16 protein-coding genes are annotated in these 14,240 nt (G+C 72.7%); 8 read left to right on the top strand and 8 right to left on the bottom strand.

Annotated elements, in window-relative coordinates:
• Positions 1 to 15 precede the first annotated feature (15 nt).
• The 7 genes from paaA (at position 16) to QZL85_RS06595 (ending at position 5,292) form a co-directional block, all read left to right on the top strand.
• Positions 16 to 999: a 1,2-phenylacetyl-CoA epoxidase subunit PaaA gene (gene paaA / locus QZL85_RS06625; protein ID WP_295575158.1), complete on the top strand. Its 984-nt coding sequence runs from the start codon at positions 16 to 18 to the stop codon at positions 997 to 999.
• Positions 999 to 1,304 (top strand): 1,2-phenylacetyl-CoA epoxidase subunit PaaB, encoded by a 306-nt coding sequence (gene paaB / locus QZL85_RS06620; protein ID WP_028497090.1) that lies wholly within the window; start codon positions 999 to 1,001, stop codon positions 1,302 to 1,304. The genes paaA and paaB overlap by 1 nt, the downstream gene beginning before the upstream one ends.
• Positions 1,301 to 2,128: a 1,2-phenylacetyl-CoA epoxidase subunit PaaC gene (paaC, locus tag QZL85_RS06615; RefSeq protein ID WP_295575155.1), complete on the top strand. Its 828-nt coding sequence runs from the start codon at positions 1,301 to 1,303 to the stop codon at positions 2,126 to 2,128. The genes paaB and paaC overlap by 4 nt, the downstream gene beginning before the upstream one ends.
• On the top strand, positions 2,122 to 2,607 hold the full coding sequence (paaD, locus tag QZL85_RS06610; RefSeq protein ID WP_295575152.1) for a 1,2-phenylacetyl-CoA epoxidase subunit PaaD: 486 nt from the start codon (positions 2,122 to 2,124) through the stop codon (positions 2,605 to 2,607). Before paaC ends, paaD begins: the two co-directional genes overlap by 7 nt.
• Positions 2,607 to 3,782 (top strand): 1,2-phenylacetyl-CoA epoxidase subunit PaaE, encoded by a 1,176-nt coding sequence (gene paaE / locus QZL85_RS06605; RefSeq protein WP_295575149.1) that lies wholly within the window; start codon positions 2,607 to 2,609, stop codon positions 3,780 to 3,782. The genes paaD and paaE overlap by 1 nt, the downstream gene beginning before the upstream one ends.
• Before the next feature lie 8 nt (positions 3,783 to 3,790).
• The gene (locus QZL85_RS06600) at positions 3,791 to 4,561 is read left to right on the top strand and encodes an enoyl-CoA hydratase/isomerase family protein (RefSeq protein ID WP_295575146.1); all 771 of its coding nucleotides are present in this window, start codon (positions 3,791 to 3,793) and stop codon (positions 4,559 to 4,561) included.
• A gap of 140 nt (positions 4,562 to 4,701) precedes the next feature.
• Entirely contained in the window at positions 4,702 to 5,292 is a 591-nt protein-coding gene (locus tag QZL85_RS06595; protein WP_295575144.1) for a DoxX family protein, read from the top strand.
• 79 nt (positions 5,293 to 5,371) lie between these two features.
• Here the strand turns inward: QZL85_RS06595 and QZL85_RS06590 are convergent, their stop codons facing one another.
• Both QZL85_RS06590 and QZL85_RS06585 read right to left on the bottom strand, forming a co-directional pair.
• Positions 5,372 to 5,992, bottom strand: a complete 621-nt coding sequence (locus tag QZL85_RS06590; RefSeq protein WP_295575142.1) for a response regulator transcription factor — start codon at positions 5,990 to 5,992, stop codon at positions 5,372 to 5,374.
• A gap of 143 nt (positions 5,993 to 6,135) precedes the next feature.
• Positions 6,136 to 6,708 carry a flavin reductase family protein gene (locus QZL85_RS06585; protein WP_295575140.1) on the bottom strand — a complete coding sequence of 191 codons (573 nt, stop codon included), beginning with the start codon at positions 6,706 to 6,708 and terminating at the stop codon, positions 6,136 to 6,138.
• 141 nt (positions 6,709 to 6,849) lie between these two features.
• Here QZL85_RS06585 and QZL85_RS06580 point away from each other — a divergent pair, with 141 nt between their 5' ends.
• The gene (locus QZL85_RS06580; protein ID WP_295575138.1) at positions 6,850 to 7,704 is read left to right on the top strand and encodes a sulfurtransferase; all 855 of its coding nucleotides are present in this window, start codon (positions 6,850 to 6,852) and stop codon (positions 7,702 to 7,704) included.
• 173 nt (positions 7,705 to 7,877) lie between these two features.
• Here the strand turns inward: QZL85_RS06580 and QZL85_RS06575 are convergent, their stop codons facing one another.
• Genes QZL85_RS06575 through QZL85_RS06550 form a run of 6 tightly spaced genes read right to left on the bottom strand, consistent with a single transcriptional unit; the run spans position 7,878 to position 14,157 of the window.
• Entirely contained in the window at positions 7,878 to 8,996 is a 1,119-nt protein-coding gene (locus QZL85_RS06575) for an LLM class flavin-dependent oxidoreductase (RefSeq protein WP_295575137.1), read from the bottom strand.
• Positions 8,997 to 9,015: 19 nt separating this feature from the next.
• Entirely contained in the window at positions 9,016 to 9,840 is an 825-nt protein-coding gene (locus QZL85_RS06570; RefSeq protein WP_295575134.1) for an ABC transporter ATP-binding protein, read from the bottom strand.
• The gene (locus QZL85_RS06565) at positions 9,837 to 10,727 is read right to left on the bottom strand and encodes an ABC transporter ATP-binding protein (protein WP_295575132.1); all 891 of its coding nucleotides are present in this window, start codon (positions 10,725 to 10,727) and stop codon (positions 9,837 to 9,839) included. Before QZL85_RS06565 ends, QZL85_RS06570 begins: the two co-directional genes overlap by 4 nt.
• Positions 10,711 to 11,616 (bottom strand): ABC transporter permease, encoded by a 906-nt coding sequence (locus QZL85_RS06560; protein ID WP_295575129.1) that lies wholly within the window; start codon positions 11,614 to 11,616, stop codon positions 10,711 to 10,713. Before QZL85_RS06560 ends, QZL85_RS06565 begins: the two co-directional genes overlap by 17 nt.
• Positions 11,613 to 12,629: an ABC transporter permease gene (locus QZL85_RS06555; protein WP_295575127.1), complete on the bottom strand. Its 1,017-nt coding sequence runs from the start codon at positions 12,627 to 12,629 to the stop codon at positions 11,613 to 11,615. The genes QZL85_RS06560 and QZL85_RS06555 overlap by 4 nt, the downstream gene beginning before the upstream one ends.
• A gap of 4 nt (positions 12,630 to 12,633) precedes the next feature.
• A complete protein-coding gene (locus tag QZL85_RS06550) occupies positions 12,634 to 14,157 on the bottom strand; it encodes an ABC transporter substrate-binding protein (protein WP_295575124.1) in 1,524 nt (507 codons plus the stop codon).
• Between the last annotated feature and the right edge of the window lie 83 nt (positions 14,158 to 14,240).

The following is a 14,240-nucleotide window of genomic DNA, read 5'->3' as shown; positions in this document are numbered from 1 at the left end:
GTAAAGGAGTCGACGATGACCACCGCACCGGATCTCACCGCCCTGACCGCGGACGACACGGCCGCCGCGCAGGCGGCGTTCGACGCGCTCATCGACGCGGAGCAGCGCATCGAACCACGCGACTGGATGCCGGAGGGCTACCGGAAGACGCTCATCCGGCAGATCTCGCAGCACGCGCACTCCGAGATCATCGGCATGCAGCCGGAGGGCACCTGGATCACCCGTGCGCCCAGCCTCAAGCGCAAGGCCATCCTCCTCGCGAAGGTGCAGGACGAGGCCGGGCACGGCCTGTACCTGTACTCCGCCGCCCAGACCCTGGGCATCACGCGCGACGACATGACGACGCAGCTCATCGCGGGGACGGCCAAGTACTCCTCGATCTTCAACTACCCCACGCCGACGTGGGCCGACATGGGCGCGATCGGCTGGCTCGTCGACGGCGCCGCGATCTGCAACCAGGTGCCGCTGTGCCGCGCGTCGCACGGCCCGTACGGGCGTGCGATGGTCCGCATCTGCAAAGAGGAGTCCTTCCACCAGCGGCAGGGCTTCGAGATCCTCCTGACCCTCATGCAGGGCACCGACGCGCAGCGCGCGATGGCCCAGGAGTCCGTCGACCGCTGGTACTGGCCGTCGCTCATGATGTTCGGGCCGCCCGACGAGTCCTCGCCGAACTCGGCGCAGTCGATGGCCTGGAAGATCAAGCGCTTCTCCAACGACGAGCTGCGGCAGCGGTTCATCGGGATGCTCGTGCCGCAGGCCGAGATCCTCGGTGTCACGCTGCCCGACCCCGAGCTGCGCTGGGACGACGAGGCGCAGCGCTGGCACACGAGCGAGATCGACTGGACCGAGTTCCACGAGGTGCTGGCCGGTCGCGGGCCCATGAACGCCGCGCGCCTGCAGCATCGCCGAGCCGCCCACGAGGACGGCGCGTGGGTGCGGGAGGCCGCCGTCGCCTACGCGCGCCGCCAGGCGGAGAAGAACGAGAAGGCGGTGGCGTGATGACGACCCCCGGATCCTCCGATCGCGACACGTGGCCCCTGTGGGAGGTGTTCGTCCGCGCGAACCGTGGACTCTCGCACGTGCACGCCGGGTCGCTGCACGCCCCCGACGCCGACCTCGCGCTGCGCAACGCCCGCGACCTGTACACGCGTCGCGGGGAGGGCACGTCGGTGTGGGTCGTGCCGGCGGAGGCCATCACGACGAGCGACCCCGACGCCAAGGGCGCGTTCTTCGAATCGCCCGCCGGCAAGAACTTCCGCCACGCGCGGTACTACACCGCCTCCGAGGGGGTGCCCCACCTGTGAACGCCGGATACGACGCGCACGGCGACGTCACCGTCGACGAGGTGCAGCTGAGCGCCGAGCTCGCGGGCGCGGAGGGCCGTGCCGCGACGGCGGAGGTCGCCGCGTACGCCCTCTGGCTCGGCGACGACGCGCTCATCCTCGCCCAGCAGCTCGCCGGCTGGATCGCGCGCGCCCCCGAGCTCGAGGAGGACATGGCCCTCGGGAACATCGCCCTCGATCTGCTCGGCCACGCCCGCTCGCTGCTGCACTACGCGGGCACGTTCGACGGCCGCACCGAGGACGACCTGGCGTACTTCCGGGACGAGCCGGAATTCCGGTGCGCGTGGCTGTTCGCCCAGCCCAACGGCGACTTCGCGCAGACCATCGCGCGTCAGCTCGTGGCATCCGCGTACCTGTTCGAGCTCTACGCGGCCCTCGCCGGGTCGGCGGACGAGACACTCGCCGCCGTCGCCGCGAAGGCCGTCAAGGAGGTCGAATACCACCGCGACCACGCCGTGCAGTGGACCTTGCGCCTCGCCGGCGGGACCGACGAGTCGCGGCGCCGGATGATCCGCGCCGTGGGCGACGTGTGGCCGTACGTCGACGAGCTCTTCCGGGACACGCCGCTCATCGATGCGCTCGAGGGCGTCGCGGTGCGGCCGTCGAGCCTGCGCGCGCCGTTCGACGCGGTCATCGCCGCGGTGTTCGCCGAGGCCGAGCTGGAGACGCCCGCCGTCCAGCCCTCGGCGGCGGGCGGGCGCCATGGGCGGCACTTCCCGCAGCTCGCCTTCCTCCTCGCCGAGATGCAGGTCCTGGCGCGGCGCCATCCGGGTGCGACATGGTGACGGCCTGGGAGGCGGCGGCCGCCGTCTGCGACCCGGAGGTCCCGGTGCTCACGATCGAGGACCTCGGGGTGCTGCGCGGCGTCGAGGTCGAGGGGCAGCGCGTCACCGTCACGATCACGCCGACCTACTCCGGCTGCCCGGCCGTGTCCGCCATCCGCGACGACGTCGTGCTGGCCCTCACGCGCGCGGGGTTCGCGGAGGTCGACGTGCGGCTGACGCTGTCGCCCGCGTGGACGACGGACTGGATGAGCGAGGACGGCAAGCGCAAGCTGCTGGCGTACGGGATCGCGCCGCCGACGGGTTCCAGCCCGGCGGGTCGCCGAGCCGCCGGCCCGCTGCCCGTGCAGCTCGCCGTCCGGTGCCCGCAATGCGGCTCGCTCGACACGCGTGAGGTGTCGCGCTTCGGGTCGACCTCGTGCAAGGCGCTCTACGAGTGCCGCTCGTGCCTCGAGCCCTTCGATCACTTCAAGGTGCACTGATGGCTGTTCCGCAGCCGACGGGCACCGCGGATGCCGTCGCCGACGCCTTCCTGCACAGCGCCGTCGGCGGACCCACGGCCCCCGGCCGCACCCGCGCGCGCTTCCACCCGCTGACCGTCACCGAGGTACGACCGCTCACGGCGGATGCCATCGAGGTGACCTTCGCGGTGCCGAGCGCGCTGCGCGAGGACTACGGCTACCTGCCCGGCCAGTACGTCGCGCTGCGGACGACGCTCGACGGCCAGGAGATGCGCCGCTCCTACTCCCTGTGCCGCCCGCCGACGCCGGGATCGCTGAGCATCGCGATCAAGCGCGACCGCGGCGGACGGTTCTCGACGTGGGCGCAGACCGGGCTGCGCCCCGGGGACACCCTCGACGTCATGAGCCCGCAGGGCACCTTCACCTCCTCACTCGCCGACCTCGACGGCGCCCACATCGCCGGGATCGCCGCAGGATCGGGGATCACACCGGTGATGGCCCTCGCATCCGCCGTGCTGGGGCGATCGGACACATCGCGCGTGACACTCGTCTACACGAACCGCTCGAGCACCGACGTGATGTTCCTCGAAGACCTCGCCGACCTCAAGGACCGCTATCCGACGCGGCTCGCTCTGCATCACGTGCTCTCCCGCGAGCAGCGCTCCGCGCCGCTGCTGTCCGGCCGCATCGACGCGGAGAAGCTCCGCACGATCCTCGACGCCCTCGTGCTGCCCGAGACGATCGACGAGTGGTTCCTCTGCGGGCCGCTCGACCTCGTGCAGCTCTGCCGCGACACCCTCGCCGACATCGGCGTCGACCGCTCCCATGTCCGGTACGAGCTGTTCACGACCGGCGACGACCCGCGACCCGAGCCAGGCGATCGCCGCCCCGTCGTCGTCCGCGACGACCAGCCCGTCGTCACGGTCGAGGTGACGCTGGACGGCCACTCCGCGACCGTGCAGAGCCCCGTCGACGCGCACGAGTCCATCCTCACTGCCGCCCTGCGCGTGCGTCCCGACGCGCCGTTCGCGTGCGCCGGTGGCGTGTGCGGCACCTGCCGCGCCCGGCTCCTCACCGGCTCCGTGCACATGACCGAGAACTACGCGCTCGAGCCGGACGAGCTCGAACGCGGCTACATCCTCACCTGCCAATCGCACCCGACCAGTGACCGGGTCGCGGTGGACTACGACGTCTAGGAGCACGCATGATCGACCTCCGCATCGACGGCGCCGTCGCGCAGATCGTGCTCGAGAACCCCGACCGCCTCAACGCGCTCGACGAGCAGGCGGTGCGCGACCTCGCCGACGCGTACGCCGAGGCGGAGCTCGCGGGGGTCCGCGCACTCGTGCTGCGGGGCGAGGGACGCGCGTTCTGCGCCGGCCGTGACATCTCCGGCGTCGACCCGCGGAACGACGACGTCTCGGGCTACCTCGACGGGCTCGTCGAGCCGCTCCTCCAGCGGATGGCGGCGTTTCCCGCCCCGACCTTCGCGGCCGCGCAGGGCGCGTGCCTCGGCGTGGGACTCGGCCTCCTCATCGCGACCGACGTCGTCTACGTCGCGGAGAACGCGAAGATCGGGTCGCCCTTCGCCGCGCTCGGCGCGACTCTCGACTCCGGCGGGCACGCGCTGTTCTTCGAGCGGCTGGGTGCACACAAGACGCTCGACCTGATCTACACCGGGCGTCTCATGACCGGCGCCGAGGCGGTGGCATCCGGTCTCTTCTCCCAGGTCTTCCCCGCCGACGCGGTCCTGGAGCAGACGATGGATGCCGCGGCCCGCGCCGCGGCAGGCGCGACGGCCGCGTTCCTCGCGAGCAAGCAGCTCATCGCGCAGTTGCGCGACGAGCGGCTCGGACTCTGGCGGTCGATGCACGCCGAGAACGCGGCGCAGGTCGCCCTGTGCGACACGGAGGACTACCGCGAGGGGTTCGCCGCCTTCCAGGCCAAGCGGGCTCCCCTCTTCCGCGGTCGCTGACGCCGCGTCGGCTGCTCCTCCATGCTCATTGGGACGAAGGTCCCTATCGCGGCGCGAGCCGAACGAGGATCGTAAGTGTGGTCAGACCACAAACGAATCGCCCTGAGGTCACGAGCCGACGGGCAGAAGGAGTCAGAGAAATGACCACTCACGCGGTTCCCACCGTCCTCCCGATGGCGGCGGCCCGCACCGCCGCCGCCACGAAGCCCCTCGCCCTGCAGGCCGAGGTGGTCACCTCCGTGACCGCCCGTCGCTGGCTCGCCGTCACGCGGTTCGCGACCGGCTTCATCTTCCTGTGGGCCTTCCTCGACAAGACGTTCGGCCTCGGGTTCTCCACCCCGATCGAGCGCGCCTGGATCAACGGCGGCACCCCGGCCCAGGGCTTCCTCAACAGCCCCGCCGTCGTCGGCCCGCTGCAGCCCTTCTTCCAGAGCATCGCCAGCCCGCTCGTGGACGTGCTCTTCATGGCGGGGATGCTCGGCGTCGGCGCCGCGATCATGCTGGGCATCGGCACGCGCGTCGCGGCCGTCGCCGGCACCGCGATCATGGTCATGATGTACCTGGCCGAGTGGCCGTTCATGGCGGGCTCCACCAACCCGCTCGTGGACTACCACATCATCTACGCACTCGCCCTGATCGTCGTCGCGGCAACGATGGCCGGCGACACGTGGGGTCTGGGTGCCATGTGGAAGAAGCTGCCTCTCGTGCAGCGCTTCCGCTGGCTCGTCTGATACCCGGGCCGCACACGCGGCGCGGATCCCTCCGGGGTCCGCGCCGCTTCTTCGTGCGCTCGCGGGTCGCCCGAGCGGCTCAGCTGAGCGTGCGGCGGACGGCGTAGAGCGCGGCCTGGGTGCGGCTCTCCACCTGGATCTTCCGGAGCAGGCCCGTGACGTAGTTCTTCACGGTCTTCTCCGCGATCCCCAGCCGCCGCCCGATCTCGCGGTTGCCGAGCCCCGTGCCGATGAGCTCGAGGATCTCGCGCTCCCGCGTCGTCAGCTCCACGGCATCCTTCCGCGCCCGCATCCTCGTCGGGGCGACCCGCGGCCGCAGCGTCGCCGACAGGGTGCGGCCGGCAGCCACGGCTCGCAGCGCCTCGAGCAGGTCCGCGGCGCGGATGCTCTTGAGCAGGAACGCCGCCGCGCCGGCCTCCGCCGCTGCGGCACGGGCGGCGTCGTCGTCGACGGAGCAGATCACGACGCACCGGGTCGCGGGGGAGAAGGAGCGGATGCTGCGACACACCTGCGCGCCGTCGCCGTCGGGCAGGCGCATGTCGAGGACGGCGAGGTCGGGGGAGGTCGCCTGCGTGCGGGCGAGGGCCTGATGGGCGCTCGCGGCCTCGGCGACGACGTGGAAGTCGGGGGCGGAGTCGATCGTGTCGGCGATGCCCCGGCGGATCAGGTCGTGGTCGTCGAGCACGAGCACCGAGGTCATGGTGTCAGGCTAGCGGCGGGCTCCCGCATCCTCCGCCGTCGGGGCGGCGATGTCCACCCGCGTCGAAGTGCGGGTCACGACGCCCCGCACCCGCCCTTCGGCGCGGATGAACCGCATCCCGCGGGGTCGCGCGCCGCGCCGCGTCAGTCGATGCGCGAGTGGTCCCCGAGGCGGTGCCACGTGCGGTTGTGGTACACCAGCGCGTCGCCGTGCTCGCCCCCGTCGACGTCGCGCTCGAGGCGCGACTGCAGCGCGTGCGCGGCGATGACGGTGGAGCCGCCAGCATCCATCCGGCCGATGACGGCGCAGCGCACCCAGGCGCGCACGTCGTGATAGACCGGCTCGCCGGTCACGAGGCGCGACCACCGGTGCGTCTCGGCGAAGCGGTCGACCCCGCTCGTCGCGCCGAGCTTGGCGATGTCGATGTCCTGCGCGTCGAGGAGGTGCACGACGACGGTCTCCGCACGCGACAGCACATCGGATGCCGATGACTGCGCCGAGATGGAGAAGATGAGCAGCGGCGGCTCGGCGCTCACCGACGCGACCGAGGTGGCCGTGAGCGCGACGGGGCCGTCGCCGGCGTCGGCGGTGATGACCGCGACCCCGCCCGGGTGCCCGCGGAAGAGGGACTTGAACTCGTCCGCCGAGAGCGAGGTGCCGAGCGTGTGGGCAGCGTGTGCGGCGGCGGCCTCGGCGGTGGCGGTGCGGGTGGTCATGAGTCGACGCTAGAACCCCGCGGCGGCGGCGCGGGCCGAGTGTGTGCCCCTGTGACCGCGTGTGACGGCATGTGACGTCGCGGGTTTCGTCCTGTTGCGGCGGCGGCGGCGTGGATGCCGTTCCCCGGCGACGATGGGGGCATGTCGTCCCTCGTCCGCGTCGATGAGCTCGTCTCCGAGCTCTCCGCGGGCGCGCCCGTGCGACTGCTCGATGTGCGGTGGCGGCTCAACCAGCCGGAGGGGCGGCCGGACTACCTCGCCGCCCACCTCCCGGGCGCCGTCTACGTCGACCTGGAGCGCGAGCTCGCCCGCCCCGGGCGCCCCGAGGAGGGGCGGCATCCGCTGCCCGAGCGCGAGGACCTCGAGGCGTCCGCGCGACGCTGGGGTGTGCACGCGGGCGATCGCGTCGTCGCCTACGACGACAACGACGGCGTGGCCGCCGCCCGCGCCTGGTGGACGCTGCGCCGGCACGGCGTCGACGTGCGGGTGCTCGACGGCGGCTTCCGCGCGTGGATCGCCGCCGGGCTGCGTGTCGAGGCGAGCGACCGCGCCGTCCGGCCCGGGGACATCGCGCTCGCGGCGTCCGGGGCCGGGGCGGCGAGCATCGACGACGCGGCGCGCGCGCCGCGCGACGGCGTGCTCGTCGACGTGCGCGCGCCGCAGCACTACCGGGGACAGGTGCCGGGGGTCGACCCGGTCGCCGGGCACATTCCGGGCGCGGTGAACATCCCGACCGTGAGCCACATCGCGGCGGACGGTCTGCTGCGTCCCGCGGCGGAGATCCGCGCGACCCTGGCCGGGCACCGCATCGAGCCCGGGGTCCACGTCGTCGTGTACTGCAGCTCCGGCATCCCGTCGACGCACTCGGCGCTCGCCTTCGCGGTGGCCGGCATCGACGCGCGCGTCTTCGTGGGCTCGTGGAGCCAGTGGGCGCGCAGTCCCGGACGGCCGGTCGCGCGCGGCGCGGGCGACGCGCACGTCATCGCCGCGGTCTGAACGCCCCGGTCTGATCGCCGCGCTCTGAACGCCGCGGTCGGCACACGCGGTCTGAAAAGGCGGTCCGAACACGCGGCCCGTCGCCGCGGCCCGAGCGCGCGGTCGAGGCGCCGCGAACGCGAAACCGCCGACCGGACGTGGGAACGTCCGACCGGCGGTCGGGGCGGAGCGGGTCAGGCGACGCGGCGCGCGGCCTCCTCGTCCCGGCGGCGCGCACCCTCGCGGAGGAGCGGCACGAGCTCCTGCCCCCAGTCCACGACATCGCCGAGCGGGTCGAAACCGCGGATGAGGAACTTCGAGACGCCGAGGTCGTAGTACTTCAGCAGCGCCTCCGCGACCTGTTCCGGCGTGCCCACCGGCGCCGTCGAGTTGCCGCTCGGGCCGGTGAGCTTCGTGATTCCGAGCCACAGGCGCTCGTCGTGCACGTCGCTGAGCTGCGCGTGCTCCTGCAGCAGGTTCGCCGACACCGAGGTCCGCTCCTGGCGGCGGGGCGCGGCGAAGGCCAGTGTGTTGCCGGTGAGCTTGCGCTCCTGCAGCGTCTTGGTCTCGTCGTAGATGCGGCGGGCCTTCGCCCACGCCTCCTCCTCGGTGGCGCCGATGATCGGGCGCGTCGACAGGCTGAACTCGATCGACCGTCCGCGCGCGGCGGCGGCGGCCCGGATCGTGCGGACGTGCTCGCCGACGGCGGCCAGCGGCTCGCCGAAGAGCATGTACACGTCGGCGTGCGCGGCGCCCACGTCGACGGCGCCGTCCGAGAGCCCTCCGAAGAAGATCGGGATGCCGGCATCCGTCGCCGGCTTCACCGCCGAGTACGCGCCCTCCACGTGATAGAACTCGCCCTCGTAGTCGAACGGGGACTCCGATGTCAGCGAGCTGCGCAGCACGTCGATGAACTCGCCCGTGCGGCGGTAGCGGTCGGCCTTCTCGCTCCAGTCGCCGTCCCGGCGCTGATCGGCTTCGCTGCCCCCCGTGATGTGGTGGATGGCCACGCGCCCGCCGCCGGTGAGGTGGTCGAGGGTCGCGAGCTTGCGGGCCACGACGGTCGGGGCGACGAAGCCGGGTCGGTGCGCGATGAGCACCTTCAGGCGTTCGGTCGCGTGGAGGGCGGCGGCGGCCACGGCGAAGCCGTCCGGCGAGCTCGCGCTGTACCCGATGAGCACACGGTCGAAGCCGGCCTCCTCGTGCGCGCGGGAGAAGTCCCGGACGAAGCCGGGGTCGACGATGGGTCCGGTGAGCGCCTGGGACTCCGAGCCGGGGGTCGTGGCGATCATTCCGAGGATCTCGATGGGCATGTCTTCCTCCTGTAGTGGGTCAGGCGTCGACCAGAGCGCGCAGGGACGCGCGCTCCTCGCGGTCGGGGGCCTCGACGCCGATGAGCGGCACCGAGGAGATGAGCAGTCGGGTGTACGGATGCTGCGGGGCGCGCACGACCTGGCGGGTCAGGCCGTCCTCCACGATGCGTCCGCGGTAGAGCACGACGAGCCGGTCGCTCAGCGCCGCGAGCGAGCCGATGTCGTGCGAGATGACGAGCATGCCGAGGGAGTCGCGGCGTTCGTCGCGCAGGCGGATGAGGGATCGGACGACCCGGTCGCGGCTGGCGGCATCCAGCGCGCTCACCGGCTCGTCCAGGATGAGCAGGCGCGGGTCGACCGCGAGGGCACGGGCGATCGCGGCCCGCTGCCGCTGGCCGCCGGACAGCTCGCCGGGTCGCCGCCCGGCGAGCGCGGCATCCAACCCCACCTCCGCGAGCGCGGCGTCCACCCGAGCGGTCACCTCGACGCGGGGGCGCCCCGCGATCCGCGGGCCCTCGGCGACCGAATCGAAGATCGTGACGCCGGGATCCAGGGATCGCAGCGGGTCCTGGAACACGTACTGCGCGACCCCCGCACGCCGCCACCGACGCAGGGCGCGGCCACGGAGCGCGGTGACGTCCCGGTCCTCGACGGCGATCCCGCCGGCCGCGGTGGGAACGGCGCGGAGGATCGCGCGCGCCAGGGTCGTCTTGCCCGAGCCGGACTCGCCGACGACGCCGACGACCTCGCCCGCGCGGACCCGGAGGGAGACGTCGTCGAGGACGCGGACGCGGGGAGCGCGGCCGAGGTCGACCGACAGGCCGGTCACGTCGAGGAGCGTCATGCGAGGTACCTTTCGAGGCCGTACTGCGCGTGCGCGGCCAGGAGCTCGCGGGTGTAGGGGTGACCGGGTGCGCGGAGCACGCGGTTCGTGGCGCCGCCCTCGACGATGCGGCCGTCGCGGAACACGACCACCCGCTCGCACACCTGCGACACGACGGCCAGGTCGTGCGAGACGAGGACGAGGGCGAGGCCGCGCTCGATGCGGAGTGTCTTCAGGAGGTCGAGGAGCTCGGCCTGCACGGTGACATCCAGCGCCGTCGTCGCCTCGTCGGCGATGAGGACCGCCGGGTCGGCGGCGAGGGCCATCGCGATCATGATGCGCTGGAGCATGCCGCCGGACAGCTCGCCGACGCGGCGCCGCAGCACGAGGTCGACGTCGCGCAGCCCGAGACTGTCGAGCAGATCCCGCGCACGACCGCGGGTCTGGCCCCGGGGGACGCCCGCCGTCACGCGGAGCACCTCCTCGAGCTGCCGGCCGACCCGGATCCCCGGGTTCAGGTACGACGCGGGGTCCTGGAAGACCGCCCCGATCCGGGGCCCCCGCACGCCGCGCCACCGATCCGGGCCGGCGTCGGTGAGATCGGCCCCGTCGATGAGCACCGCGCCCCCTGTCACCTCGACGCCGTGCGGGAGGATCCCGAGCAGCGCGCGGCAGGTGAGGGTCTTGCCGCTGCCGGACTCTCCCACGACGCCGACGGCCTCGCCCGGCCGGACGGCGAGATCCACGCCGTGCACGAGCGGCGTGCCGTCGGGCCCGGCGATGCGGAGGCCTCGGACGGCGGCGACCGGGGTGACGACGAGCGAGGCCTCGTCGAAGGAGGGTGCGATGGGCGTCGGGGGCGGCGCCACCGCGACGGTGCGCCGCGGGTCTTCACGCAGTCGGGGCATCGACCGGCTCCTTCCGGGTGCGGGCGGGCGCGGGCAGGCGCCGCCCGGGACGACGCGCATCGATCCCCAGCGCGTCGCGGGAGGCGTCGGCGAGCAGGTTCAGCGCGCCGACGGTCACGATGATCGCCAGTGCGGGCGCGGCCGGCCCGAGCGGGCGCTGCGAGAGGTACTCGAGGTCGCTCGCGAGCATGCCGCCCCACGTGGGCGTCGGCGGCTGGATGCCGATGCCGAGGAACGTGAGGGACGACACGACGAGCAGTGCGCCGCCGAGGGCGCTGATCGCGGCGACCGCGACGGTCGGTGCCACCGCGCGCCACACGTGCCGCCGGGCGAGCCAGGCGGAGGACGCGCCGAGCAGGGTCGCGGCCTCGACGTACTGGGCAGAGGTCACGGTGAGCGCCGCGGCGCGCGAGACGCGGAAGAACCCCGGCGCAAGGAGGATGCCGATCGCGATCATCGCCTGCCAGACGCCGTTGCCGAGCAGGCCCGCGAACGCGATCGCGAAGAGGATGAACGGCAGGGCGAGGAGGGCGTCGACGGTCCGGAGCACCCCCCACTCGGCGGCGCGGGGTGCGAAGACCGAGAGGATTCCGGGGATCGCGCCGAGGACGAGCCCGATCGCCATGGCGAGGAGGGCGGACAGCAGCGACAGCGGAGCGCCGGCGAGGAGCCGGCTCACGACGTCGCGGCCGATGTAGTCCGTGCCGAGCCAGTGCGCGAGCGACGGACCCTGGAGGGCGTTCGCGGTGTCCTGGGCGAGCGGGTCGTAGGGGGCCAGGGCGGGTCCGAACACGCCGACGAGGGCGACGCCCACAAGGACGGCGAGGGCGATGCGGACGGCGGGGCCGGACGACCACAGGCGGGTCGCGGTGGCGCGGACGCTGCTCATGTCGCGGTCCTCTCGGCGGAGCTGAAGCGGGAGAGCACGAGGTTCACGGCGATGCCCGACACCACGACGATCGCGACGGACACGAGCAACACGCCCTGGACGACCGGGACGTCGCCGGAGATCGCGGACTGCCGGGCGACCTGACCGAGTCCCGGCATCCCGAACACGGCCTCCGTGATGACGGCGCCGCCGACGAGGCGCGGCACGTGCAGGCCGAGGGTCGCGATGGCCGGGCCGAGCGCGTTCGGCAGGGCGTGACCCCAGATGATGCGGCGGGACGGGATGCCGTGGACGGCCGCACCCACGACGTAGTTCTGCGACAGGGCGCCGACGAGGCTCGTGCGCAACTGGCGGGACAGGTCCGACGCCGCGTCGAGGCTCAGGGCGAGCGACGGAAGCACGAGGCAGGCGACCCAGGCGGTGATGCTGATGGTCGGCGGGACATAGCCGCCGACCGGGAAGATCGGGAGCGCGAAGGCGAAGACGAGGATGAGCGCGATGCCGGCGACGAACGCCGGGATCGTCGCGAGCGCGGCGTTGACCCCGCCGATCACCCGGTCGACCCACGTGCCGCGGCGGACGGCCGCGAGGATGCCCGTGGTGCCGCCGAGGAGGACGGCCGCGATCGTCGCGCCGACCGCGATGGACAGGCTCACGGGGAACGCCGCCGTGATCGACTGCGTCACCGGGATGCCGGTGAACCACGAGCGACCGAGGTCGCCGACCAGCGCCGAGCCGAGCCAGTCCGCGTAGCGGACGAGGAACGGCCGGTCCAGCCCGAACTCATGGTTCAGGCGGGCGACGTCTTCGGGTGTCGCCATGTCGCCGAGGGCGACGGCGGCGGGGTCGGATCCGCTGGCCGCGCCCAGCGCGAACGTGATGAAGCTCGCGATGAGCAGGACCACCGCGGACTGCGCGAGCACCGCGAGCGCGGAGCGTCCGGCCCGGCCCGCGGCGTGCGACCGCACCTGCCCGGAGGTGGGCGCGGTCGCACGTGCCGTGAGGGTTGTCATCGGATCATCCCGCGATCTTGACGTCCTCCCAGCGCTGCACGTCGATCCAGTGCTGGATCCCTGTGACACCGTCCGGGTGGATGAGGATGCGCGGCCACGTGAAGAGGAACGTGTTGGGCATGGTCTTCACGGCCGTGGAGACGGCCGCCTGCAGCTTCTCCTCGTACTCGGCGGAGTCGGTCGGCGTCGCGCGGGCGGCGTCGATCGCGGCGAGCAGCTCGTCCGGGGTGTTCCGGCCGAGGTTCATGAGGCCCTGCGGTCCGTACAGCACCTCCAAGGCCTGCAGCGGCGACTGGCGGCCGGAGTAGCTGTCGAGGACGAACGGGTACGTGCGGTTGACGTAGTTGTTCGCGTTCGGCGGGAGCACCGTGATCGTCGCGTCGATGCCGGCCTCGGCCCACTGCGCCTGCAGCACCTCGGCGATCGCGCTCGCGTCCTCGGTGATCCCCAGTTCGATCTCGAGGCCGTCCGGGTGGCCCGCGGCGGCGAGGAGGTCGCGCGCCGCGTCGACGTCGTACGGGTAGAGGTCGTCGAGCGATTCGTCGTAGGCGACGTAACCCTTCGGGAACGGCTGGTAGTTGGGCGTCCCCTGGCCGAAGTACGCCCCGTCCACGAGGGCCTGCCGGTCGGTGGCGTGGCTGATGGCCTGCAGCACGCGGGGGTCGTCGAACGGCGCGACGGTGTTGTCGACGTCGAGGGTGCGCACCGTGAGGGCGCGGATCTTCTCGACGACGAGGTCGGCGGCTTCCGATGCCTGCACCTGGGACGGCGGGATGAGGGCGACATCCCACTGACCGGTCTTCACGCCGGCGACGACGGTGGCGGGATCGGTCACGGGCACGACGTGGAACTCATCGATGAAGATGTGATCGGCGTTCCAGTAGTCCTCGTGCTTGACGAGGTCGGCGTGCGCGTTCGGGACGTACTCGGTGAGCTCGAACGGTCCCGATCCCTCCGGCTGCGTCGCGAGGGTCGTGACGTCGTCGAACGCCGCCGGGTTGACGATGAACCCGGTCTTGCCGGCGAACAGGTAGGGCACCTGATAGTCGGCCTGGTCGAGGTGGACCGTCACATTCTTCTCGTCGACGACGTCGACGCCCGTGACGATCTTGAGCTGCCCCGCGATGGTGGAGTCCGCCTGGTCGCGACCGCGCTCCAGGTTGAGCTTGACGGCCTCGGCCGTCACCGGCGTGCCGTCGGAGAACTCCGCGTCGCGGAGGGTGAAGGTGACGGCCGTGCCGTCCTCGCTGTACTCCCACTTCTCGGCGAGGCCCGGGACGACCTCGCCGTCGATGTCGAGCTGCGTGAGGCCGTCGTAGACGAGTGCGAGGGCGTGCGTGTCCCAGCCGGCGGTCGAGGTCACCGGGTCCCAGCTGGTGGGAAGGGCCCAGCCCCACGTCAGGGAGGTGGGCTCGGATGTGCCAGCGGGGGAACCCGCGGACGCGCATCCGGTGAGGGCGAGGGTCGCGGCCGTGGCGAGGGCGGCGATGCGCGTCGAGACACGCAGGGCGGAACGGCGAGTGGTCATGGGGAGTGACGTTAGGAAGGACGGTGCCGCCTGCTCAATCGGCCGCGACGCGCGGAGTCACCGGCCGCAACACTTCGACACAC

It is taken from the genome of uncultured Microbacterium sp. (assembly GCF_900078385.1).
Classification (GTDB): Bacteria; Actinomycetota; Actinomycetes; order Actinomycetales; family Microbacteriaceae; genus Microbacterium.
Note: the sequence above shows the minus strand (reverse complement) of the source record. Positions and strands in the feature narration are given on the sequence as shown.

Bases quoted from the DNA above. Each gene is read 5' to 3' on its own strand.
- QZL85_RS06600 (WP_295575146.1), top strand. From the start codon at position 3,791: ATGATCGACCTCCGCATCGACGGCGCCGTCGCGCAGATCGTGCTCGAG.
- QZL85_RS06575 (WP_295575137.1), bottom strand. From the start codon at position 8,996: ATGCCCATCGAGATCCTCGGAATGATCGCCACGACCCCCGGCTCGGAG.
- QZL85_RS06550 (WP_295575124.1), bottom strand. From the start codon at position 14,157: ATGACCACTCGCCGTTCCGCCCTGCGTGTCTCGACGCGCATCGCCGCC.
- QZL85_RS06595 (WP_295575144.1), top strand. From the start codon at position 4,702: ATGACCACTCACGCGGTTCCCACCGTCCTCCCGATGGCGGCGGCCCGC.
- paaB (WP_028497090.1), top strand. From the start codon at position 999: ATGACGACCCCCGGATCCTCCGATCGCGACACGTGGCCCCTGTGGGAG.
- paaE (WP_295575149.1), top strand. From the start codon at position 2,607: ATGGCTGTTCCGCAGCCGACGGGCACCGCGGATGCCGTCGCCGACGCC.
- QZL85_RS06555 (WP_295575127.1), bottom strand. From the start codon at position 12,629: ATGACAACCCTCACGGCACGTGCGACCGCGCCCACCTCCGGGCAGGTG.
- QZL85_RS06565 (WP_295575132.1), bottom strand. From the start codon at position 10,727: ATGCCCCGACTGCGTGAAGACCCGCGGCGCACCGTCGCGGTGGCGCCG.
- QZL85_RS06570 (WP_295575134.1), bottom strand. From the start codon at position 9,840: ATGACGCTCCTCGACGTGACCGGCCTGTCGGTCGACCTCGGCCGCGCT.
- paaD (WP_295575152.1), top strand. From the start codon at position 2,122: ATGGTGACGGCCTGGGAGGCGGCGGCCGCCGTCTGCGACCCGGAGGTC.
- QZL85_RS06560 (WP_295575129.1), bottom strand. From the start codon at position 11,616: ATGAGCAGCGTCCGCGCCACCGCGACCCGCCTGTGGTCGTCCGGCCCC.
- paaA (WP_295575158.1), top strand. From the start codon at position 16: ATGACCACCGCACCGGATCTCACCGCCCTGACCGCGGACGACACGGCC.
- QZL85_RS06580 (WP_295575138.1), top strand. From the start codon at position 6,850: ATGTCGTCCCTCGTCCGCGTCGATGAGCTCGTCTCCGAGCTCTCCGCG.
- QZL85_RS06590 (WP_295575142.1), bottom strand. From the start codon at position 5,992: ATGACCTCGGTGCTCGTGCTCGACGACCACGACCTGATCCGCCGGGGC.
- QZL85_RS06585 (WP_295575140.1), bottom strand. From the start codon at position 6,708: ATGACCACCCGCACCGCCACCGCCGAGGCCGCCGCCGCACACGCTGCC.